This window comes from Photobacterium sp. GB-50, assembly GCF_003026755.1.
Taxonomy (GTDB): Bacteria; Pseudomonadota; Gammaproteobacteria; order Enterobacterales; family Vibrionaceae; genus Photobacterium.
In genome coordinates, this window is record NZ_PYNX01000011.1 from 95141 (window position 1) to 120310 (window position 25170).

The 25170-nt window shown below is 42.7% G+C and carries 16 protein-coding genes; 12 read left to right on the forward strand and 4 right to left on the reverse strand.

Annotated elements, in window-relative coordinates:
* The first annotated feature begins 15 nt into the window (after positions 1-15).
* The 6 genes from gltB to C9J41_RS14515 all read left to right on the forward strand — a co-directional run bounded on the left by gltB (position 16) and on the right by C9J41_RS14515 (position 9351).
* Positions 16-4479, forward strand: a complete 4464-nt coding sequence (gene gltB / locus C9J41_RS14490) for a glutamate synthase large subunit (protein ID WP_107294721.1) — start codon at positions 16-18, stop codon at positions 4477-4479.
* 14 nt (positions 4480-4493) lie between these two features.
* On the forward strand, positions 4494-5906 hold the full coding sequence (locus tag C9J41_RS14495; RefSeq protein WP_107246741.1) for an FAD-dependent oxidoreductase: 1413 nt from the start codon (positions 4494-4496) through the stop codon (positions 5904-5906).
* Between the two features lie 165 nt (positions 5907-6071).
* The gene (gene mtnN / locus C9J41_RS14500) at positions 6072-6770 is read left to right on the forward strand and encodes a 5'-methylthioadenosine/S-adenosylhomocysteine nucleosidase (RefSeq protein WP_107246758.1); all 699 of its coding nucleotides are present in this window, start codon (positions 6072-6074) and stop codon (positions 6768-6770) included.
* Between the two features lie 72 nt (positions 6771-6842).
* Entirely contained in the window at positions 6843-7799 is a 957-nt protein-coding gene (locus C9J41_RS14505) for a cobalamin biosynthesis family protein (protein ID WP_107287483.1), read from the forward strand.
* A complete protein-coding gene (btuF, locus tag C9J41_RS14510; protein ID WP_107287484.1) occupies positions 7799-8641 on the forward strand; it encodes a vitamin B12 ABC transporter substrate-binding protein BtuF in 843 nt (280 codons plus the stop codon). The genes C9J41_RS14505 and btuF overlap by 1 nt, the downstream gene beginning before the upstream one ends.
* A gap of 98 nt (positions 8642-8739) precedes the next feature.
* A complete protein-coding gene (locus tag C9J41_RS14515) occupies positions 8740-9351 on the forward strand; it encodes a trimeric intracellular cation channel family protein (protein WP_045083709.1) in 612 nt (203 codons plus the stop codon).
* Positions 9352-9403: 52 nt separating this feature from the next.
* On the opposite strand, the gene C9J41_RS14520 is transcribed toward C9J41_RS14515, so the two are convergent.
* Together C9J41_RS14520 and tyrS are read right to left on the reverse strand one after the other, a co-directional pair.
* The gene (locus tag C9J41_RS14520; RefSeq protein ID WP_107208587.1) at positions 9404-10024 is read right to left on the reverse strand and encodes a DedA family protein; all 621 of its coding nucleotides are present in this window, start codon (positions 10022-10024) and stop codon (positions 9404-9406) included.
* A 211-nt stretch (positions 10025-10235) separates the two neighbouring features.
* Positions 10236-11423, reverse strand: a complete 1188-nt coding sequence (gene tyrS / locus C9J41_RS14525; RefSeq protein WP_107208588.1) for a tyrosine--tRNA ligase — start codon at positions 11421-11423, stop codon at positions 10236-10238.
* Positions 11424-11633: 210 nt separating this feature from the next.
* Between tyrS and C9J41_RS14530 the strand changes: the two genes are divergently transcribed.
* The gene (locus C9J41_RS14530; RefSeq protein WP_233217685.1) at positions 11634-12854 is read left to right on the forward strand and encodes a peptidoglycan DD-metalloendopeptidase family protein; all 1221 of its coding nucleotides are present in this window, start codon (positions 11634-11636) and stop codon (positions 12852-12854) included.
* A gap of 79 nt (positions 12855-12933) precedes the next feature.
* Here C9J41_RS14530 and erpA read toward each other — a convergent pair whose 3' ends face one another.
* Both erpA and clcA read right to left on the reverse strand, forming a co-directional pair.
* Positions 12934-13275 (reverse strand): iron-sulfur cluster insertion protein ErpA, encoded by a 342-nt coding sequence (erpA, locus tag C9J41_RS14535; protein WP_107208590.1) that lies wholly within the window; start codon positions 13273-13275, stop codon positions 12934-12936.
* A 61-nt stretch (positions 13276-13336) separates the two neighbouring features.
* Entirely contained in the window at positions 13337-14740 is a 1404-nt protein-coding gene (gene clcA, locus C9J41_RS14540; RefSeq protein WP_107208591.1) for a H(+)/Cl(-) exchange transporter ClcA, read from the reverse strand.
* A 325-nt stretch (positions 14741-15065) separates the two neighbouring features.
* On the opposite strand from clcA, the gene hemL reads away from it, so the two are divergent.
* The 5 genes from hemL (at position 15066) to C9J41_RS14565 (ending at position 25120) form a co-directional block, all read left to right on the forward strand.
* Positions 15066-16376: a glutamate-1-semialdehyde 2,1-aminomutase gene (gene hemL, locus C9J41_RS14545; RefSeq protein ID WP_107208592.1), complete on the forward strand. Its 1311-nt coding sequence runs from the start codon at positions 15066-15068 to the stop codon at positions 16374-16376.
* Positions 16377-16723: 347 nt separating this feature from the next.
* The gene (locus C9J41_RS14550; RefSeq protein ID WP_107208593.1) at positions 16724-17809 is read left to right on the forward strand and encodes an AI-2E family transporter; all 1086 of its coding nucleotides are present in this window, start codon (positions 16724-16726) and stop codon (positions 17807-17809) included.
* Positions 17810-17954: 145 nt separating this feature from the next.
* Positions 17955-18977 carry a 16S rRNA (guanine(1207)-N(2))-methyltransferase RsmC gene (rsmC, locus tag C9J41_RS14555; protein ID WP_107294722.1) on the forward strand — a complete coding sequence of 341 codons (1023 nt, stop codon included), beginning with the start codon at positions 17955-17957 and terminating at the stop codon, positions 18975-18977.
* Positions 18978-19275: 298 nt separating this feature from the next.
* Positions 19276-22662 carry a response regulator gene (locus C9J41_RS14560; RefSeq protein ID WP_233217742.1) on the forward strand — a complete coding sequence of 1129 codons (3387 nt, stop codon included), beginning with the start codon at positions 19276-19278 and terminating at the stop codon, positions 22660-22662.
* 781 nt (positions 22663-23443) lie between these two features.
* Positions 23444-25120 carry an ABC transporter substrate-binding protein gene (locus C9J41_RS14565; protein WP_107208595.1) on the forward strand — a complete coding sequence of 559 codons (1677 nt, stop codon included), beginning with the start codon at positions 23444-23446 and terminating at the stop codon, positions 25118-25120.
* Positions 25121-25170: the final 50 nt, after the last annotated feature.

Here is a 25170-nt window from a genome sequence, read left to right on the forward strand (position 1 = left end):
CAAGGGAGAGTTGCAATGTCACTGTATAACCCATCACTGGAAAAAGATAACTGTGGGTTTGGTCTGATTGCCCATATCGAAGGCCAAACTAGCCACAAACTTGTTCGTACCGCTATATCCGCACTAGATCGCATGACTCACCGTGGTGGTATCGCCGCTGACGGTAAAACAGGTGATGGCTGTGGTCTATTGATTAAAAAACCAGATAATTTCTACCGTATCATTGCTGATGAAAAAGGCTGGAACCTATCCCGTGAATTTGCCGTAGGACAAATTTTCTTAAGCCAAGATCCGGTACTTGCCGAGCAAGCTCGAACTATTATTAATGAAGAGCTGGCAACAGAAACATTATCGGTAGTAGGTTGGCGTGAAGTGCCTGTAAATCCTGCCGTTCTCGGGCCTATTGCTCAAGAATCCCTACCTAATATTGAGCAAGTCTTTATCAATGCCCCTGCAGGTTGGAAGCCTCGCGATATTGATCGCCGCCTCTACATTGCTCGTCGTCGCATTGAAAAGCGTATTACCGAAGATAGTGATTTCTACATTTGTAGCCTTTCAACTCAAGTGATTGTCTACAAAGGCTTATTCATGCCATCGGATCTACCTAAATTCTACTTAGATTTAGGTGACATTCGATTAGAATCGTCGATTTGTCTATTCCACCAGCGTTTCTCAACCAATACTCAGCCACGCTGGCCGTTGGCTCAGCCTTTCCGCTATCTAGCCCATAATGGTGAAATCAATACCATCACAGGTAACCGCCAATGGGCACGAGCACGAGGCTATAAATTTAGCTCCCCATTGCTGCCAGATTTAAAAACAGCTGCACCATTTGTTAACGAAACAGGCTCTGATTCCTCTAGCCTTGATAACATGCTAGAGCTATTTTTATCTGGTGGTATGGATCTATTCCGTGCCATGCGCATGCTTGTTCCACCAGCTTGGCAAAACCACCCTGATATGGATCCAGCACTGCGTGCTTTTTACGATTTTAACTCGATGCACATGGAACCATGGGATGGCCCCGCTGGTATCGTAATGTCTGATGGACGTTATGCTGCTTGTAACCTTGACCGAAATGGCCTTCGTCCAGCCCGTTATGTGATCACCAAAGATAAATTGATCACCCTAGCGTCTGAAGTCGGCATTTGGGATTACACCCCAGATGAGGTCGCTGAAAAAGGGCGTGTTGGTCCCGGTGAATTATTAGTTATTGATACAAAGTTTGGCAAAATTTGGCATTCATCAGATATCGATAACGAGCTAATGGGACGTCATCCTTATAAAGCATGGATGGATAGTCACGTTAAACGCTTAACCCCCTTTGAACAATTAGGCGATGAGCAAGTAGGTTGCCGATCGCTCACTGATGACGAACTGTCGGTTTATCACAAGCAATTTGGGGTAAGCAGTGAAGAGCTAGATCAAGTACTACGTGTTGTAGGTGAAAATGGCCAAGAAGCCACTGGCTCGATGGGTGATGATGCGCCAATGGCGGTATTGTCATCAAAAGAACGACCGATCACCGATTACTTCCGTCAAATGTTTGCACAGGTCACTAACCCACCTATCGATCCACTGCGTGAAAAGCATGTCATGTCACTCGCTACCTGTATTGGTCGCGAAATTAACGTGTTCTGTGAAACCGATAGCCATGCACAACGTGTGGCGTTTGGATCGCCAGTGTTAGTGTATTCTGATCTTGTTCAACTCCTTGAGTTAGATGACCAATATTATGCCAACAGCATTATTGATATTAACTACAATCCAAATGAAAAAGATCTCAGGCAAGCACTAATAGATCTATGCGATGAAACTGAACGTGTCGTAAAAGATGGCGCAGTGCTGGTTGTTTTATCAGATCGCGGGATCAATAAAGATAAATTGCCAATTCCTGCTGCAATGGCTGTGGGTGCGGTTCAAAAACGTTTGGTTGATAATAACCTACGTTGTGACACTAACATCGTGGTTGAAACAGCAACCGCTCGCGATCCTCACCAATTTGCCGTCCTTCTCGGCTTTGGTGCTACCGCTATCTACCCTTACCTTGCTTATGAATCACTCGGTAAATTAATCGATGCGGGAGCAATTAATAAGTCTTACCGTGAAGTGATGAGTAATTACCAAAACGGCATGAATAAAGGTCTATTTAAGATCATGTCGAAGATGGGGATCTCGACCATTGCTTCATACCGCTGCTCAATGCTATTTGAAGCTGTCGGTTTAAGTGATGAAGTCGTTGAGCTTTGCTTTAAAGGTGTTTCGAGCCGTATTGCAGGCGCTGACTTTAGTGACTTCCAACAAGATCTCTTTAACTTATCGCGTAAAGCATGGTTGAAACGTAAACCGATTGAACATGGCGGTTTACTGAAATACGTTCACGGTGGTGAATTCCATGCTTATAACCCTGATGTTGTCGGCACACTACAAAAAGCGGTGAAATCAGGCGATTATCAAGATTACTTAGCCTTTGCTAAAGAAGTGAATGAGCGCCCTGTCGCTGCTATTCGTGACTTGTTTAAGCTAAAAGATGGCACAACATCGATTCCGGTTGAACAGGTTGAAGCTGCGACTGAGCTTTATAAGCGTTTTGACTCAGCCGCAATGTCGATTGGTGCATTAAGCCCAGAAGCGCACGAAGCATTAGCTATCGCAATGAACCGTTTAGGCGGTTGTTCAAACTCCGGTGAAGGCGGTGAAGATCCTCGTCGTTTTGGTAACGAACGTAACTCACGGATTAAACAGGTGGCTTCAGGTCGATTTGGCGTGACTCCACACTACCTTGTGAATGCGGATGTTATTCAGATCAAAGTAGCACAAGGAGCGAAACCTGGGGAAGGTGGTCAACTACCCGGCCATAAAGTGACAACCGAAATCGCGAAACTGCGTTATGCGGTACCGGGTGTTACCCTGATCTCACCACCACCTCACCATGATATTTATTCGATTGAAGATTTAGCTCAGCTGATCTTCGATTTAAAACAAGTTAACCCAAGTGCCATGGTATCGGTCAAACTGGTATCTGAGCCTGGGGTTGGCACCATCGCAACGGGTGTGGCTAAAGCCTATGCTGATTTGATCACCATTTCAGGTTATGACGGCGGGACCGGTGCAAGTCCACTAACATCGGTGAAATATGCCGGTAGCCCATGGGAGCTTGGTCTTGCAGAAACTCAACAGGCACTCGTGAGTAATGGCTTACGTCACAAAATCCGTCTGCAAGTCGATGGTGGTTTGAAAACCGGCCTTGATGTTGTAAAAGCGGCAATTTTAGGTGCAGAAAGCTTCGGTTTTGGTACCGCACCAATGGTTGCTCTAGGTTGTAAATACCTGCGTATTTGTCACCTTAATAACTGTGCAACAGGTGTCGCGACCCAAGATGAAAAACTGCGTCGTGACTTCTTTAAAGGCTTGCCTGAACAAGTTATGAATTACTTCATCGGTGTTGGCCAAGAAGTACGTGAACTATTAGCGCAATTAGGCGTAGAAAAGCTCACAGACCTAATTGGTCGTACCGATCTTCTTGAATCATTGGAAGGCTTTACAGCGAAACAAGCCAAGCTTGATTTAAGCCCAATTTTAGTTGCCCCAACACCGAAAGAAGGTAAAACACTGTACTGCAGCGAGCCTAATACACCATTTGATAACGCAGAGCTAAGTCAGACTTTAGTCGATCAAATCTTACCTGCGATTGAAAGTCGTAGTGGTGGTGATTTCTACTTTGACATCTGTAACACCGACCGCTCTATTGGCGCTCGTTTATCTGGTGAAATAGCCCAGCGTTATGGCAACCAAGGTATGTCTGCAAGTCCAGTAACATTGCACTTAACCGGTACTGCGGGTCAGTCTTTCGGGGTATGGAATGCAGGCGGTCTAAACCTGAAATTAACAGGTGATGCAAACGACTATGTGGGTAAAGGCATGACGGGCGGCATTATTACTATTCGTCCACCACAAGGTTCTGCATTTAAATCAAGTGAAGCGACCATCATTGGTAATACTTGTTTGTATGGCGCAACGGGCGGTAAGTTATTTGCTGCAGGTAAAGCGGGTGAGCGTTTTGCTGTGCGTAACTCTGGCACCATTACCGTTGTAGAAGGTGCTGGTGATAACGCATGTGAATATATGACTGGCGGTATCGTAGCTATTTTAGGTAAAACAGGCGTTAACTTTGGCGCAGGTATGACGGGCGGTTTTGCTTATATTCTAGATGAAGATGGCGATTTCGCAGGACGCGTGAATCCAGAGCTAGTTGAAGCATTACCTCTTGACGAGCTACAGATCCACCAAGAACATTTACGTGGTTTAATCGACCGTCACCTACAAGAAACAGGTTCAAGTCGAGCACAAGAAATTTTGGCGAACTTTGATCAATGGATCCCGAAATTCTATCTTGCGAAGCCTAAGTCAGCAGACATTAATACCCTGCTGGGTCACCAAAGTCGTTCAGCTTCTGAACTACGTCTTCAGGCGCAATAAGGGAGGGAAACCGAATGAGCCAGAATGTTTACCAATTTATTGACGTCGAACGTATCGACCCACCAAAGAAACCGCTAAATGTACGTAAAATCGAGTTCGTTGAAATCTACGAACCGTTTACCAAACAGCAGGCAGGTGCGCAGGCGGATCGTTGTTTAGATTGTGGTAACCCTTATTGTGAATGGAAATGTCCTGTTCATAACTACATTCCTCAATGGCTAAAACTGGCTAATGAGGGACGTATTATTGAAGCCGTTGAGCTATCTCACCAGACGAATACCTTACCGGAAGTATGTGGCCGTGTTTGTCCTCAAGACAGACTATGTGAAGGTTCTTGCACCTTAAACGAAGACTTTGGTGCGGTGACGATTGGTAATGTTGAAAAATACATTACCGATAAAGCCTTTGAAATGGGCTGGAAACCTGACATGTCAGGAGTCGAGTGGACAGATAAAAAAGTTGCGATCATCGGTGCAGGCCCTGCCGGATTATCTTGTGCTGATATCCTTGTTCGTAACGGCGTAAAACCCGTGGTATTTGACCGCTACCCTGAAATTGGTGGCTTACTGACCTTTGGTATCCCATCATTCAAGCTTGAAAAAGATGTAATGGTTAACCGTCGTAAAATCTTTACTGAAATGGGGGTTGAGTTTCAGCTCAATACTGAAATCGGTAAAGACGTCACGATGGAATCGCTACTGGCTGACTACGATGCGGTGTTCTTAGGTGTCGGCACGTATAAAAACATGCGTGCAGGATTGGAAAATGAAGACGCAACAGGTGTCTATGACGCATTGCCATTTTTGATTTCTAATACCTATAAGGTAATGGAACTAGAAAGTCCATCGACATTCTTAGATATGAAAGATCAACGCGTGGTCGTACTCGGTGGTGGTGATACCGCGATGGACTGTGTCCGTACTTCTATCCGCCAAGGTGCAAAAGATGTGGTGTGTGCTTATCGTCGTGATGAAGCCAATATGCCGGGTTCAAAACGTGAGGTGAAAAATGCCCGCGAGGAAGGCGTAAACTTTATGTTTAACCTTCAGCCATTAGGTATTGAAGTGGATGATTCAGGCAAAGTAACTGGCGTTAAAGTTGTGAAAACAGCGCTAGGTGAACCAGACAGCGCTGGACGTCGTCGCCCTGAGCCAGTCTCAGGTAGTGAGCACGTATTAGGTGCCGATGCTGTGATCATGGCGTTTGGTTTCCAACCTCATGCGATGCCATGGCTGACACCATATGATGTTGAACTGGATCAATGGGGACGGATCAAAACCTCATTCGATGCACACTTTGCCTATCAAACCACAAACCCGAAAATCTTTGCCGGTGGTGATGCGGTTCGTGGTTCAGATTTAGTGGTAACCGCCATTGATGAAGGCCGTAAAGCCGCTGATGGCATACTGGATTATCTCAACGTCTAAATACGTTAATTAAACAAACTAAAGCGGATGGGCAACCTTCCGCTTTTTTTTATTGTTCAAAAATTAGCGCTCGATAACTTTTGGTATAAATTCTATCGCTCATGGTACACTAATCAACACAACAGCACCCTCGGTGCACCGCTTGAACAACAAGAGAACGAATCAATGAAAATCGGCATTATTGGCGCAATGGAGCAAGAAGTTGCGATCCTAAAAGCACAACTAGAAAACTGCGAAACACACAACAAAGCAGGTTGTACTCTCTACACAGGTACGCTAAATGGTGCGGATGTTGTCTTGTTACAATCTGGTATTGGTAAAGTTGCAGCAGCAGTAGGCACAGCCGTATTACTTGAAACGTTCCAACCTGATGTTGTGATCAATACAGGCTCTGCTGGCGGTTTTGAATCAAGCCTTAATGTTGGTGATGTTGTGATCTCAACGGAAGTTCGCTACCACGACGCAGACGTGACAGCATTTGGTTATGAGATCGGTCAAATGGCACAGCAGCCAGCCGCTTTCCTCTCTGACGAAAAACTGATGGATGTAGCAGAGCAAGCACTATCTGCTTTACCTAAAAAGCCACACGCTGTTCGCGGTCTGATCTGTACTGGCGATGCATTTGTATGTAGCGCTGAAAAACAAAACTTCATTCGCACTCACTTCCCATCAGTCGTTGCTGTTGAAATGGAAGCTGCGGCTATTGCTCAAGCTTGTCACCAATTCAAAGTCCCCTTTGTTGTGGTTCGTGCCATTTCTGATGTTGCAGATAAAGAATCGCCAATGAGCTTTGATGAGTTCCTGCCACTTGCAGCAAAAAGCTCATCAATCATGGTTGAGAAAATGGTTGAGTTACTTAAGTAACCTCATTGTAGTAACTAATTTAAGTGGCCTTGCTTCGCATCTAGCCTAAAACGAGAATAGCTGTCACGGATGATGGAATCACTTGTTGCGTTACTCACAACTAATAGCTCCCTACTCGCTTTGTGGGGAGCGTTATTATTGCATTGGGTTTTACCCATTCCCTACCCGCTTCACCCCATTGTTATTTGGCAACGTCTCGCACTGCTCATTGCAGAGCGTGTTAATCACCCGAAAGAAAATCCCTCTCAACGTATTCTCGCAGGCTCACTTGCTTGGTTTTTAATGTCAGGCACGGTACTGATCTTATTGTTCGCTTTTAGCCAACTGGTTTGGTATCAAACGATTTTCCAAATGACCCTGTTGTGGATGGCAATAGACTGGCAAACATCTGCTAAATTAGGCAAACAATTTAATCAAGCCTATAACCTTGAACACAAAGGCAGATGCCGTGAGTTATTAGCCGATCACGTTAATCGTAATACTGAAAATTTATCACTGCTTGGACTAGGTAAAGCGGGTGCTGAAACCCTATTACTTGGTTACGGCCGTAATGTCATTGGCGTCTTATTCTGGTATGCCATAGGTGGTGGTATTGCGGCGATTATGTATCGTTTAGCGATTAGCCTTGCGCGATCTTGGTCACCAAGCCGTGAACAGTTCCGCTTTTTTGGTTTACCTGCGATTCGTATCGCACTTATTTTAGATATTGTGCCGCTTCGCCTGTTTGCACTATTAATTACCCTTGGCCAAAATGCCAAAAATGCTTTTCATGGTTTAATGCAGCAAGGTGAAAATTGGCAGCTACCAGGGACGGGTTGGTTATTAGCCGCAACCGGACACAAACTGTCTTTATCCCTTGGCGGTCCCGCGATGTACAACCAAGTGAAAATGGAACGACCGCGTATCGGAGGGAAAATTGCCCCCGCATCGTTACACCTTGCACAAATTCAGCAATTAATGACAAGTCGTTTATGGTGTTGGATCATTATCGAAAGCGGCTTACTGATTATTTTTCACGGACTAGCTTAATGCGCTTCCTACTTCTCATTGTTGTTCTATTCCCATTCACCTCTGCCTTTGCTGAACAATCACAGTCTGTTCAACGCATCATTAGCTTATCGCCACACATGACGGAACTCGCTTATAGCGCTGGTTTGGGAAACAAACTCATTGCAGCTAGCGACTACAGTGATTACCCAGAGCAAGCGAAAAAATTAGAACGTGTTGCAAATTATCGCGGCATCAAAATGGAACGAATTCTTACCTTAAAGCCTGATTTAGTTTTGGCATGGAAAGGAGGGAACCCAAGTCGAGAAATGGCTCGTTTACAGCAACTTGGGATTAATATCTTTTATTCAAATCCAACGCAATTAACCGATATTGCAGATACGATTATCAAACTGGGTAAATTTGCTGATGATCCAAGTCAATCGATTAATGCAGCTACAACATTTAGAACACAACTCGCCAAAATTAAAGCACGCTATCAACACGCGCCTCCAGTACGTTACTTTTATCAATTAAGTGATAGCCCTATGTTGACGATTTCAGATGGCAACTGGCCGAGTCCTGTTTTTGATATTTGCGGTGGAGAAAATATTTTTGCCACCAGCACCGCGGCATACCCACAAGTCAATCAAGAGCAAGTTGTTGTTCGCCAACCCAGCGTCATTTTCGGTTCACGTCATGCAACGTCAAAAGAAAATAGCCCATGGTTAAAGTGGCAAGGTAAACTCCCTGCGGTTGATAATCATCAGCTTTATCAACTCAATAGCGATTGGTTAAACCGCCCCACGCTTCGCACTCTTAAAGCCGTAAAGCAAGTGTGTCAACTACTGGATAATGAAAGAAAAGCCTCACCTTTGCTGTGAATAACCTCACTAAAGATGGATTTTATAGTTGTACCTAGCCATTTAGGCAGTACAATCGCCTGCCTACTTTCCCCCTTTTCTATTAAATAGGGATAAACATGCTCATCTATATTCTCGATATGTTTGGTACTGCAATCTTTGCAGCCTCGGGAGTACTCATGGCAGGACGATTACGCATGGATCCTTTTGGCGTTGTCGTGCTAGCTAGCGTAACAGCTATTGGTGGCGGCACTATTCGTGATATGGCATTAGGTGCTACCCCTGTGTTTTGGATCAAAGATACCAATTACTTATGGGTGATTTTTATTACCTGTATTATCACGATGCTCGCAACTCAACGCCCTAAACGGATGCCATGGTATTTTCTTCCTGTCGCTGATGCGATTGGATTAGCAGTCTTTGTGGCTATCGGTGTCGAAAAATCATTACGTTATGGCGCATCGCCAATGGTCGCTGTGATCATGGGTGTGATAACAGGCTGTGGCGGCGGCGTGATCCGAGATGTACTCGGACGTGAGATCCCAATGGTATTACGTACAGAGGTTTATGCAACAGCCTGTATTCTAGGCGGTATGGTACACACCATAGGCTTATCTTTAGGTGTACTGCCTTCTGTTGCTGCAGTGATCGGTATCTTTACCACACTCACCATAAGACTCGCAGCCATTAAGTGGAATCTGTCTCTGCCTATTTTTGCACTGCGTAATTAACAAAAAAACCGCCAACACTGGCGGTTTTTAATCCGAAACAAACAAGGTTATCTTATTCTTCAATCGAGGTTTTACGGCGTTTGAATCGACGGATAAGCCACCATCCAAGTATACAAGCAAGTACAACGACGACAGACCAACATTGCATCTGATATTTATGATAGAAGGCTAAAATAGGCCCTAATTCGTCATGTAAATAAGCAGGAGCCACGCCAAATACCAATAGCCAGATCGTGACCGCTAAGAAGTTACCTAATAAGAAAAGTTGCACTGGCATTTGCGCAATACCACAGCCAATGCACATGAACTGTTTAATGCCTTCAACAAAACGACTGATCACAAGCCCTAGCATGCCATAGCGGTCAATAAACTGATGTAACTTGGTCAGCGTTCGCGGTTTAATCCATTCTTTCTTCGTTAAGATATGACCAAATTGGCGTCCAATAAAGTAGCCAATACTGTTACCAATAAAGCTACTTGCCCAAGCAACGGATAGCACCATAGGTAACGACATTTTACCTGACGATGCCAATAAACTCGCGACGATCAATAACGACTGACCAGGCGCTGGGATCCCCATACCTTCAACAGCAATTGCCAATGCTAAAATATAGTACCCGTATTGCTGCAGCAGCGGGGTGAGATCAGTAATAATATGTTGAATCGATTCCATAGCCAGTCGATATAAAATGAAGAGTAATCTTTTATAGTAGCTTGTCTCTCGTCGTCGGCATAATGATCAAAGCTAGAAAGTAAGCTTTCATAAACCATTAAACATTAAGATTTAAAGCCAAGTTATTATTAATTAAGATTATTTGACAGATATAAAAAAAGGACGCAAATGCATCCTTTCATATTTGAATAACGCTGCGAGAGCAATGTGATTATTTAATCATCACACGAGCAAATTTACGTTTACCGACTTGGAAAACATAATTGCCAGCAGCCAGTACCAGTTTCGTGTCTTCTACTTTCTCACCATCTTGCTTCACAGCGCCTTGACGGATCATACGCATTGCATCAGACGTTGAATTAACCAGTGCTGCTTCTTTTAATAAATTCGCAATAGGAAGACCGGCTTCGAATTCAAACTCAGGCATTTCATCAGGTAGGTTACCTTTTTGGAAACGACTGATGAATTCTTGCAATGCCGCTTCTGCCGCTTCTTCTGAATGGAAACGTGCAATGATCTCTTTTGCTAGTAAGAACTTCACATCACGTGGGTTTTTACCGGCATCAACATCGGCTTTAAACTGAGCAATTTCATCCATTGGACGGAATGAAAGCAATTCAAAGTAGCTCCACATCAGATCGTCAGAGATAGACATGATCTTACCAAACATATCGCTTGGCGCATCGGCAACACCAATGTAGTTATGCGCAGATTTAGACATTTTCTTCACGCCATCTAAACCCACCAGCAATGGCATCGTCAGTACAACCTGTGGTTTTTGACCGTGCGATTTTTGTAACTCACGACCCATTAGCAAGTTGAACTTCTGATCAGTACCGCCTAGTTCTACATCTGTTTCCATTGCGACTGAATCGTAACCTTGAAGTAATGGATACATAAATTCATGGATCGCGATTGGACGATTCTCGCCGTAACGCTTTTTAAAATCGTCACGCTCTAGCATACGAGCAACGGTTTGATTAGACGCTAAACGGATCATTCCTTCTGCACCTAACTCTGATAACCATGTCGAGTTAAACGCAATCGTGGTTTTGGCAGGATCAAGGATCTTAAATACCTGCTCTTTATATGTTTCCGCATTGCGTAATACATCTTCACGCGTTAGTGGCGGACGTGTCGTGTTCTTACCGGTAGGATCGCCGACCATACCAGTAAAATCACCAATCAAGAAAGTGACTTCATGGCCTAATTCCTGAAAAGTACGCAACTTATTGAGAATAACCGTGTGTCCAAGATGGATGTCTGGCGCCGTAGGATCAGCACCTAATTTTATACGTAATGGACGGTTTTCTTTTAGCTTTGCTATTAGCTCTGCTTCTGGGATAAGTTCTTCAACCCCACGTTTTATCTCAATAAGTGCTTGTTCAATGCTGGCCATTCTTGTTCGCTCCCACAAAATTGGCAAAAATAATAAGCCGACTATCTTACTTGAATAGCAGGCTTTTTTGAAACCAGTTAGACTGAAGGCCGTTTATTTTTTCGGAATATATGTGAAAAATTTAGTATGAAAGGAACTTCATCACCTCGATTTCCACGGAAGAACCTCTTTTTTATCATATTGATCAGCATAGCTATGCTGGGGCTTGCAATGATACCGAGTTCCCAGCAAGAAACCGCTTCTCATGTTGAGCGTAAATTTAAAATTGGCAAACCTTACCCTATTGATATTGCAACCGCTTCAGCGACACCTCTTTCAGGTAAAGATAAAACAGATGAGCTTATATGGAAAAAGCACGTTATTGAAAGTGGTGAAAGTTTAGCTATCGCTTTTGATAACATCGGCTTAGATGGAAAAATACTACATTCCCTTATCAATACCGATGCCAATACCAAACAATTGGAAAGACTTCGTCCAGGTAATATCCTTCAATTTGGCTTTAATAAAGAAGGAAAATTAGTTGAGCTTCGCCAACCTCGTAATCATTTAGAAACCTTGATTGTGCGCCACGATGGCAGCACCTTTAGCAGTGAGATGGATAAAAAGGAAATTGAAACGCATATCAATTTCTCTCATGCCACCATTAAAACCAGTTTTTGGAGTGCCGCAGATAAAGCAGGATTAACGGCCAATCAGATCATGGAAATTGCCGCGCTATTTGGTTGGGATATTGATTTTGCTCTCGATATTAGAGCGGGTGATAAATTTGAAGTGTTATTTGAACAGCACTATTTAGATGGTTATCCAGTCGATCGCGGTGAGATTTTAGCCGCAACCTTTACCAATATGGGGCAAACTTTTACCGCAGTTCGCAATAACGACGGTAAATATTACGATAAAGACGGGCTAGCAATGCGTAAAGCATTCTTGCGCTCTCCTGTCAACTTCCGCTATGTAAGTTCAAATTTTAATCCGCGTCGTCTCCACCCCGTTACAGGAAAAGTAAAGCCGCACCGAGGCACTGATTATGTTGCTCCTGTTGGCACACCTATTTGGGCGGCAGGTGATGGGGTTGTATTAGAATCAGCGTATAACAAATACAATGGTAACTACGTTTTTATCAAGCATAGCGCTAAATATGTCACCAAATACCTGCATTTAACTAAGCGTATGGTCAAAAAAGGGCAACGAGTAAAACAGGGAGATACTGTCGGTACTTTAGGCGGTACAGGTCGCGTCACAGGCCCTCACCTACACTATGAATTCTTGGTTAATGGTCAGCATAAAAACCCTCGTACGGTAGATTTACCGCAAGCCAATTCATTATCAGGCAACGAGCAAGTAACGTTTAAAAAGCAAGCTAAACAACAACTTGATCATATTCAGCAATTAGGCAAACTGGTCGTTAATAATGACATATTATTAAACTAAGCCATTGTTTATATACAAAAAAGCCGACAATCAATATTTGTCGGCTTTTATTTAACTCAATGATTATCGAGTTAACATTTTAAACACTAAATGATGCGCCACAACCACAAGTCGTTGTTGCATTTGGGTTGTTAACAAAGAAACGCGAACCTTCTAGACCTTCAGTGTAGTCAACTGTACCACCCATTAGGTACTGGAGACTCATAGGATCAACCACTAGCGTTACACCGCCATTTTCAATGGTCATATCACCATCATTTACTTTTTCATCAAAAGTAAAACCATATTGAAAGCCACTACAACCACCACCAGTGATATAAACACGTAGCTTTAGATTCGGGTTTTCTTCTTCAGCGATCAGTGTTTTTACTTTATTCGCTGCAACATCAGAAAAAGTTAGCGGCAAATTAGCATCGCTCATTACAAAACCTCTCACACACTTCCGTTAATTACGCTGATTATCCAATACCTGACTATGTTGTTCAAGTATTAGGCTCACTTGTTGGAGAATCATGGCGTAAACGCTCTTTTTTAATTGTTCGGTGTAGCAACTGCGAATAAATCGGTTGTCCGCCTAACATCTGAGCAAGCATAGTCGCACCGAGAGTGGTAACAATCAATGGTAAAATAAGGTGATAGTTGTTGGTCATTTCAATAACCAGCAAAATCCCCGTAATTGGTGCGCGCACCGTTGCAGCAAAAAGCGCCCCCATACCAGCGATTGCAAATAGTCCAGGATCAATGCCTAAATCAGGATAAATGCCTTGTGTGATCATGCCATAGAAAGTGCCAAACAATGTCCCTAACGCCAACATTGGGGCAAAAATACCGCCCGGTGCACCGGAGCCAAAACACAGTAATGTTGTTGCAATACGAGCAAAGAACAACAGCATTAACATACCGAGGCCGTAATCACCGTTAGTCGCGTGAGGGATAAGGAAAATACCGCCACCGGTTAATTCTGGGAAATACAATAGAAGTAAACCGAAGCAGCCACCAATTAAAGCGCCAGTGATAAGGTAACGCTTACGCTCATTACGGTGAATTTTAACAAAGCTATCTAACGCAAAAATAATCATCCGATTAAATAGGACACCGAAACCACCAAATAGCATCCCTAACACTAAGAATAACCATAATGATTTCAGTGCAGGAGCATCATATTGCGGCATAGATATAACCGCTTCTTGGCCACGTAAAAGACGAAATACGATATTTGACATCACCGCAGAGATCATTACGCATTTCACCGAAATTAAACTGTAACGAAACTGCGGACGCATCTCTTCAAGTACAAACATGATCCCCGCCATCGGGGCATTAAATGCTGCTGCTAAACCACCAGCGGCACCTGCTGCAAGTAAAGAGTGTCGACCTTCTTTATCTTTTAAACGGAAAATATCAGAGATCATTCGTCCAATATTACCGCCCATTTGTACCGTAGGACCTTCACGACCCAGTACCATACCCGAGCCTAACGCACCTAAACCACCGAAAAATTTAACTGGGATCACGCGCCACCAGCGAACAGGACGCATTTCTTCCATCGCACCTTCAATTTCAGGAATACCAGAACCACCAGCTTCAGGGGCAAAACGACTAACAAGGTAATAACCAACAAAGGCAAGAAAAGCACTGACAATAAATGCTGCGAGCCACAAAGGAAGTACACTGGTTATTTCATCACGTAACCACTCTGTACGCTGATCCGTTACCCAGTTGACACCAATTTCAAACAAGGTTCCGACTAAGCCCGCTAAAATGCCGACAAGAGCTGATAAAAATAGAACAGAGACTGGCGTTTTATCACGAGTAAGCAGTTGCCTTACAAAAACGCGAGGTTGAAGATGAGGAGGCATGTGGATCCCGTGCGTTTTATCAGTCATTTTTCGGCCGTATTGTCAAAAGATTGCATATAGGATGCAGGGAGGATAAATGAAACTATTGATTTTAGAAGAGTAATCTAAGATGGGCGTTTATTATACTGCTAATGTTGAAAAATAGCTTTGCAACTGTGACTTGTACTGCAGTATTGCTGTAATTAATTGTTCAATACACGCAAATAACCACCATAAATCGCCCTCCCTAAATTGCATCCTTTTAGGTACAATGGACTAATAACAATCTACACACTTCTCTGGCCTACAATCTCTAGGACAGAAAACGATCTGGATTGGATCTACGCCTGATTATTTTATATAGGACCTCATAATGAGCAAAACGAGCAAATCGGCTGATTTATTTGCCAAAGCAAAACAAAAAATTCCAGGTGGTGTTAACTCTCCAGTGAGAGCGTTCGCTGGTGTTGGTGGCACACCACTCTTTATTGAGCGTGCCGATGGCGCTTATATTTTTGATGCTGATGGTAATGCATACATCGATTTCGTTGGCTCTTGGGGTCCAATGATCTTAGGCCATAACCATGCAGCGATTCGTGATGCGGTGATCGATGCAGCGCAACAAGGTTTAAGTTTTGGTGCGCCAACGGCAATGGAAATCACCATGGCTGATCTGGTATCAAAACTAGTACCATCGATGGAAATGGTACGCATGGTAAGCTCAGGTACTGAAGCAACCATGAGCGCTATTCGTCTGGCACGCGGGTTTACTGGTCGCGATAAGATCTTAAAATTTGAAGGTTGTTACCACGGTCACGCCGATTGTCTACTCGTTAAAGCAGGCTCTGGCGCATTAACCCTAGGTCAACCAAGCTCACCAGGTGTACCTGCAGATTTTGCAAAACATACCCTAACAGCAACCTATAACGATCTAGATTCTGTACGTGAAGCGTTTACAACTCACCCAGAAGAGATTGCTTGTATTATCGTTGAGCCTGTTGCGGGTAACATGAACTGCATTCCACCTGTACCTGGCTTCCTTGAAGGGCTACGCGACATCTGTGATGAATTTGGCGCGCTATTAATTCTAGATGAAGTAATGACAGGCTTCCGCGTATCAGAAGGTGGTGCTCAAGGCTATTACAACATTAAACCAGACCTTACAACACTAGGTAAAATCATCGGCGGCGGTATGCCAGTCGGCGCATTCGGTGGCCGTCGTGAAGTGATGGAATTTGTTGCACCAACAGGCCCTGTCTACCAAGCGGGTACGCTATCAGGCAACCCTGTTGCAATGGCAGCAGGTCATGCCTGTTTAAGCGTGTTAACTGAAGACGGTAATGAAAAACGCCTTGCTCATACTACTAAACGTCTTGCTGATGGCTTTAAAGCATTAGCAGATAAGCACGGTGTTCCACTGGCAATTAATCAAGTAGGTGCGATGTTTGGCTTCTTCTTTACTGAGCAAGAAACTGTAACGTGCTACGAAGATGTAACCAAGTGCGATGTCGAGCGTTTCAAGCGTTTCTTTAATTTAATGCTAGAAAAAGGGGTATATCTTGCACCGTCTGCATATGAAGCATGCTTCACCTCACTAGCACACACAGATCAAATCATTGATGCAACACTTGAAGCGGCTGATTTTGCTTTTGCAACGCTTGCTCATGAAAACAGCCCTGAATAATTCAGAAAGCTGAAATAAATAAAAATAAAAAAGGTCACAATGAGTGACCTTTTTTTATGACATTATTTTAGTATCTAAAACACAGAAATTGTATTTAACTATAGCCACCGCTCAAGGCTAAGGTTATTGCCAAAAATATAACGCAAGCAGTACCATGATGACTAAAATAATTAGTGCAATCGGTGGTCTGCGCTTTTTTTTGTCATCACAGCCACAATTACAACATCCCATAAGCCATCTCCGCGATAAAGAGTATAATCGATAAGTTATAGCGACAATGATTATAATGATAATCTTTATCAATAACAGCAGTAATGAAGACGCTTATTAATTAAAGGAAACATACAGTGCCACAGCCATTTAAAATCGAGCCACGCCATTGGCTCCTTATTATTGCTTTATTTGTTGCTGCATTTGCCAGTTACAAACTCATTGAACCTTATTTAGGGCCGATTGTTCTCGCCTTTATTATTTCATTACTCTTTGCACCACTACATAAACGTTTATTAGCGTTAATGCCAACCCGTGCAAATACTGCTGCAATGTTATCTTGCTTTGTGCTTACCGTCATTATTGTGATCCCGTTGCTTGTGGTGTTTTCATCCATTGTTCATCAAGGTACAACCGTTTCTAAAGAAAGTTATCAATGGATCACATCCGGCGGTCCGAAAGAACTATTTGCTCACCCTTACGCTCAAAAAGTACTGTTCTATATAGATAAATACTCACCGTTCCATGATTTTGATCCTCAGGTCATCATTCAGAAAATTGCAACTACAGCATCTCAAGTCGGCTCTCAAGCAATCAACATTAGTGCACGTATTCTTGGAGACGCCACTAGCATATTAGTAAACTTTATGATGATGCTATTTGTCCTATTCTTCCTGCTACGTGATAACGACAAGATGATTGCCGCGATCCGCCATGTGATCCCACTGTCTCGCAGTCAAGAAGATGCAATTATGGAAGAAGTTGAACAAGTCGCAAAATCTGCCGTACTTGGATCATTCCTAACCGCTGTCGCGCAAGGCTTAGCCGGTGGTTTTGCAATGTGGCTATGCGGATTCCCAGGGCTGTTCTGGGGCTCAATGATGGCTTTTGCTTCATTAATCCCTGTCGTAGGTACCGCACTTATCTGGCTACCTGCATCTCTATACTTACTGTTAGTCGGTCAATGGGAATGGGCATTATTCTTAGCGGGCTGGGGAGTGCTTGTCGTAGGTTCAATCGATAACGTTGTCCGTCCATTGCTGATGCAAGGCAGTTCAAGCATGAATACCCTACTGATCTTCTTCTCAATCATTGGGGGTATCCAATTATTTGGTTTGATCGGTATGATTTACGGTCCCATCATTTTTGGTGTAACACTCGTGTTATTTAAAATGTATGAAGTTGAATTTAAAGACTTCTTAGAACAACAAGATTCTCACTAACCTATCATTACAATGCCGCCTCTATTCTAGGGCGGCATTTTTCTTCTATTCAATCTTCCTCTCTACTGCTGATTTCTTTTCAACGGCACATAATTATGGAACAATTCGCTCCCAAATTTATGATGTCTACATTGAGGCCAGTTACATGTCTTATTGCGCCGCGAGCCAGGTTGTTGCTCGTCAATCTGAGTTTTTTGAAAACCGTAAAGTCCTTATCGCTGGCGAATTAAGTGATACCTTCGCATCAGAGCTATCTCAAACCGCTCAAACGGTATCGGTATTTACCACAAACTATGGCTTCTACTCAGATATCAAACGTTTTAATAATGTAAGTAGTTACTTCGGGGCTGAATTAACAGAAACATTAGATATCGATATGATCCTGCTTTACTGGCCTAAAGCAAAAGCAGAAGCTGATTACTTGTTAACCATGCTACTGAATAAGTTCGGTACTGGCGTTGAAATTTGTATCGTTGGTGAAAACCGCTCAGGGGTTCGCAGTGCAGAAAAACTCTTTGCAGAATATGGCCCACTGAACAAATATGATTCGGCACGTCGCTGCAGTTTTTACTGGGGACGTTGTGATAACACGCCAAAAGCCTTTAATTTATCAGATTGGTTCCGTAGTTATCCTATCGATATTGCTGGCGTACAACTTACTGTTCGCTCTTTACCTGGCGTATTTAGCCATGGTGAGTTTGATAAAGGCTCAGAATTACTGCTTAACAATCTGCCTAAATTACACGGCAAAGTATTAGATTTTGGCTGTGGTGCTGGTGTGATTGGCGCGGTGATGAAAGCTAAATACCCCACTATTGATTTAGAGCTGTGTGATATCAGTGCGTTAGCCATTGAATCGGCAAAAGAAACATTTAAGGTCAATAACCTTGAAGCGAGTAAGTTCACCGCTACCGATGTCTATAAGGCGTTAACGGGCCCTTACCAGTTCTTGATCAGCAACCCACCGTTCCATGCTGGGTTAAAAACATTTTATGCCGCAACTGAGCTATTTATTAATGATGCACCACAATACCTTAGCCATAACGGTCAGCTCGTCATTGTCGCCAACAGCTTCTTACAATATCCGCCATTAATTGAAGCAAGCCTTGGTGAGTGCAACATTACGGCAAAAACAAATAAATTTAATATTTACGCCGCAACTAAATAACCGTTAATTTATTTTAACGGAACATTTATCTAAAGAGGGACATTGTTGTCCCTTTTTTATAATCAAAACTCCGTCAAAACCGTTAATTCTGTGTTTTACAACACGCTTCATTATCGCTGTACTTGATCACTTCAAATAAGTCAGTATAAGCAGTATTATATTAATATATATGGACTTAGTGATTTCTAACGAACGGAAAAATTGTCAAAAACGTTACTTTTAAAACGTTTTATAATTTAACGTTAGTCACTGTTCCTCAATCCAAATCGAACGATAATCATTTTATTCAGGCACCGGAATGCAGAATACCAAACGATTTAAACGTCTCCAACATACGCTAATGTTGGCCTTTATTGTGCTTAGCATCACACCTTTGGTTTTATCTGCCCTATATTTTCTAAACTCTCATACCAAAGATCTTGCTGAACAAAGTATCAATCACTTAGCTTCTTTACGTGATAATAAGCAAAAGCAGCTTTATAGCTTTTTCGCAGCGAAAGAATCTGAGGTGAAGAGTTTCGCTCGCTCTGAATTATCGAATAACAGTGGCGGTCGTTTTTATGGCTTAGTCGGTGCTTACCATCAACTCGGTGACATAACACAGCAACTTGCATCTCAAGGACATGCTCATTATTTCTCGCAAACCCTTACCCAAAAAAATGAGTCCCATAATAAAACGACTTATGTAGGACATGAGCGCTATCGTTTGATGTATAAGCGCTACAACGCTGTTTATAAAGAGTATTTAAAACGCTCTGACTTCAAAGATATCATGTTAGTTGATCGTTCAGGCAACGTGGTTTACTCCGTTCACAATCACCAGTTGTTTGGCGTCAATTTACTTACCAACGCCCTAGCATCGCCAGCTTTAAAACAAACCTTTGAAGCGATTACCGCAAAAACCAAACAAAGTCAGGCTAAACCTGATCAAGTACCGGTTACTTTTACCGATTTTAGTCAATCTGCAAACACAGACGACACAACCGCATGGTTCGCCGCCCCGATCATTCAGCAAGGCTATTTGCACAGTTACGTCTTTATGGAGTTAAGTAATAAAGCGATTTCTGAGCTTATTCAAGACCTTGGTAATAATGCGAACTACGTTCAAACTTTATTGATTGGTCAAGATCACAAACTGCGTTTCGCGGCAGAAACAGGGGTTCCCACAACGTTAAAAAGTGAAAGTATCAGGGAAGCACTGGCTGGCAAATCAGGCGTGGGTAGCTTTAAAAACTACGATAACATTTCAGTATTGAGTGCATTTTCACCACTCGATATCCTTAACAATAAATGGGCACTAGTCGTTGAACTACCCGAAAAAGAAGCCTTTGCTCGTATTACTGAATTAGAAAAAATATTTGGTGTGGCAATGATCAGCGCTATTATTTTGGTGATCTTTGCTTCTCACTTATTGTCTAATTCAATTACCGCCCCCTTACTGCGGTTAACTTGGGCGGCAGAAAAAGCCTCTGGTGGCGATTTAGACCAAGTCATCGAAGGCACTGAACGTAGTGATGAAATTGGTCGTCTGGCGATAAGCTTTTCACGTATGCAGCGCTCTATTCGCGAAAAAATAGGTTTAATTAAAACTCAAAATGACGAGTTAGAACAAAGCCTTAAGATTATCAAGCAGAAAAACAATGAGCTACAGACAGCAGATAAACTTAAAGATGAATTCCTTGCAACCACATCTCATGAATTACGCACCCCACTTCATGGCATGGTGGGCATTGCAGAATCTTTACTTGCTGGAGCGAATGGACCCGTAAAAGATTCTCAACGTCGTCAGTTAGAAATGATCATCAATAGTGGACAACGTTTAACTAACCTTGTCGATGATTTGCTGGATTATCACAAAATGCGTTATGGCGATTTAGATATCCATCGCCATGCGATTGATCTGTCAGCCGCGGTGAGATTAGTACTGGAGCTTTCTAGTCACTTGCTTGGTAACAAACCGGTAAGGATCATTAATCAAATTCCTGCAGATTTGCCACTCGTTGATGCCGATGAGCAACGTTTAGAACAAGTACTTTATAACCTTGTCGGTAACGCGATTAAGTACACATCTGAAGGTAAGATCATTATCTCTGCCACAGTATTAGAACAGCAATTACGTGTACAAGTCGTCGATACGGGGCAAGGTATTCCAAGTGAGCAGCTAGAGCATATTTTTGAGCCCCTCATTCAAGCAAACTCAAATTCGACCAACTACCGACAAGGCGCAGGTCTAGGTTTATCAATTAGTCGTCAACTTATTGAATTAATGGGCGGGCGCTTATATGTAAGTAGTCAGCCTATGATTGGCACTACCTTTAGCTTTACCTTAAACCTTGCAACCAAAGAGCAGATCAATGCGATATCTAATGACTCTATACTTCAGCACTTCCAAGTACCGGCATTAGATTCCAGAAGTTGTGAAAGCACCAATTTACCTGAAAACCCTGAAGGTGATCTTATTCTCGTGGTTGATGATGAACCCGTAAACCTTCAGATTTTAAATAATTTTCTCCGACTTGCTGGCTATCGAGTAAAAACAGCAGAGAGCGGTCATCAGGCATTAGATATTGTCCAACAACAACGTCCAGATCTGATCTTACTCGATATTATGATGCCGGAGATGAGTGGCTACGAAGTCTGCACCCTATTAAGAAAGCAATACTCGATTTTTGAATTACCAATAATGATGTTGTCTGCATTAGGGCAAATTCAAGACCGCATCAAAGGCTTTGAGTGTGGGGCTAATGACTACTTAACTAAACCTTTTAATAAAGAAGAGTTAATTGCTCGTATTCAAGCTTACCTGCAAGCCAGTAAGACTGAACATGAAAAGCAAAAGAACCAAAGCTTACAGCAAGAAATTTATCGTCGAGAGCAAGTAGAAATCAGCCTAATAGAAGCACAAAGCCGCTTGCTAGGGCTTCTTGACACGACCAGTGAAGCAATTATCTGTGTACAAAGTGAAGGTCGTATTCGCTATGTTAATAGTGCCGCTGGTAAGTTATTTAAACGCTCACCAGAGCAACTTGAGCGCCATACTATTTCGGATATTATCGCCACAGAGCTACCGATAGGTATTAACGACAGCCACCATTACAATGGCAAGTTGAGCTTCGTTATAAATGATGAGATCCAAACATTATCAACCGACATTATTAACCTTCCTGAAGAATCAGGACTTAAACAAATGTTTGTTTTTGATAACCAAGGTCCTTCGGCAGATCATCGTATAGGCTTACTAGAAAATGCCGTTGATATGTTGTCAGAGTTTGCTTTTAACGGCGACAAGAATAACTTACAGCAACTCAGAGAGCTTGGTGGTGAATTCACACGCTTGGCTGATAAGCTGGATGGTAGCGGACAAAATAAAGGGGATATTATTCGTCAACTTATGGTTGAGTCGATGACGATGACGCTTTCATTATGGGAAAATGACGCCAAGAAAACCAAATTTGAATTAGCAGAGGAAAGTGGATTGTGGCGAGTGTATCTTGATCGCAGCACCTTACAAACACGTACTCTTGATAAATATCTACATATCGATACGTTACCCAAGACCCCACGTTGGCGTACAGTGCTCAACACCATGGATTACGTTCTAGAGCGCTGTACTCAAACAACAGTAGAGCGCCAACATGTAGTGGCAATGCGAGACAAACTACACCATACAATTAGTACCAGCTAATTAAGTCTTATTACATCCTAAATATCAAGGCTCTTACGGGAGCCTTTTTTATGCCAGTAAAATACAAACGTCAAACCATCCTTCTTATTATCTCTTTAGCATTACATCCATAAGTAAATATTCACGTCAGAAGAGCCTCACCTAGCAGCATAACGATGTGGCCTTTCTTACGAAAACTTATTCTTATTCATCAGATGAAACTGTTATTTTTAACAAGAAAATATCACATTAAAAACCATAAAAATGACATCAGTCACACTCTACATTTTGGCTATTTTTAAAGCAATTTAAGCTATTTAAGCTCCATAATGATAGAAGAGGGAATTAGTTTTTGTTTATGAGAAGCGAATCACAACAAACATTGACGATAAATTTTACACACGGAAATAACGACTCAAAAAACACACATTACATAAAAAAAACCAAACGAAAACAATAAAAGCAAATAAAAACAACAAGTTAAAACCAGATAAACTCAAAACATCATTTCACCACCGATAGATACAAATGTGATGTAACACACATTTAACATCTACTCATCGGTAACAACAAAACCTAAAATTAACGTTTTTGACGTTGTTATTGGTTATTTTGACAATTTTGACGGGAAGCTTGATTGACGATTTATCCATTACAGCGAATATTTAACGCACTGAGAGCTTACAAGGCCATTCACCGGTTCAGCGTTACTCAGTTCCGATGAAGTAAGTTCAAGGGCTCCAATGATGGAGCAAACTTTAATTTCCATTAAGTGAAACAGAGCAAAGAGTAAGGAACAGCTATGCTTGCCAATATTAACAAAACTAAGTTAGCACTTGCCGTTGTTGCAGCAGCAACCGCTTTTACAGCACCAGTAGCGTCTGCAGCAGAGAAAAGCCAGCTAACAGTCGTACCAGACTTTTACCCTACAATGGTACGTAACTTTAACCCATTCCTAGCTACAAACCTTCGTACTACGACTGAATTCGTTTACGAGCCATTGGTTGTTTTCAACCAAATGAAAGGTAACGAGCCAGTAATGCGTTTGGCGAAAGACTACTACATGTCTGACGACCTAATGCAAGTAACGTTCGAAATCCGTGATGGCGTTAAGTGGTCTGACGGTAAAGCGTTTTCTGCTGATGATGTAGTTTATTCTTTTGACCTACTTAAGAAGAATCCAGAACTAGATCAACGTGGTATCAACAAGTGGGTTAAATCAGTTAAGCAAGACGGTAACAAGGTTATCTTCGATCTAACTGAAGCGAACTCGAACGTTCCTTTCGAAATTTCTTTCGTACCAGTAGTGCCTAAACACATCTGGAGCAAAGTTGAAAACCCAACAACTTTCACTAACGAAAATCCAGTAGGTACAGGTCCGTTTACTGAGATTGATACATTCACTCCTCAGCTATACGTTCAATGTCGTAATCCTAACTACTGGGATAACGACAACCTAGAAGTTGACTGTCTACGTGTTCCTCAGATCGCGAACAACGATCAGTTGCTAACAAAGATCATTAACTCTGAGCTAGATTGGACTTCATCGTTCATTCCAGACATCGACAGCACTTACGCTGCGGCAAACCCAAATCACAAATACTGGTACCCAGCTGCGGGCACTCAGTCATTCATGTTGAACTTCAAGTCGCCAAAAGATGGTAACAAAGAAGCGATCAACAATGTTGATTTCCGTCGTGCGTTCTCAATGGCTATCGACCGTCAAACAATCATCGACATCGCATTCTACGGTGCAGGTATGCCGAACGATTACGCATCGGGCCTAGGTGATGGTTTCAAAACTTGGTCAGATGAAGCGGTACACAACAAGTACAAAGCATTTAACACATACAATGTGAAAGGTGCTAAAGAGCTACTAGCGAAAGCAGGCTTTAAAGATACTGATGGCGACGGTTTCGTAGAAACACCAACAGGTAAGAAGATCGAACTTACAGTTCAGTCTCCAAACGGTTGGACTGACTTCAACAACACTGTACAGCTAGGTGTAGAGCAGCTTCAAGAAGCGGGAATTAACGCGAAAGCAAGTACACCTGACTTCGCTGTTTACAACGAAGCGATGCTAAACGGTACTTACGATGTAGCTTACACAAACTACTTCCACGGTGCTGATCCACACCTATACTGGGATAGCGCGTACAACTCACGCCTACAATCTGGTGAAGGTATGCCTCGTTTTGCAATGCACTACTTCAAGAATGCAGAGCTAGACTCGCTACTAGACAGCTTCTACAAAACAGCTAACAAAGATGAGCAGTTGAAGATTGCTCATAGCATCCAGAAAATCATCGCTGAAAATCAAATCACGATTCCAGTGATGTCTGGTGCAAACAACTTCCAATACAACGAAACTCGCTTCACTGGTTGGTGGAATGAGAAGAACCCTCAAGGCCGTCCAATGGTATGGGCTGGTGTTCCTGAGCGTCTACTTCAAGTACTGGATCTAAAACCAAAAGCATAATATCTGCTTAATATTTGCGGTGCACGCCTTGTGCACCGCCTCTTCCCCTC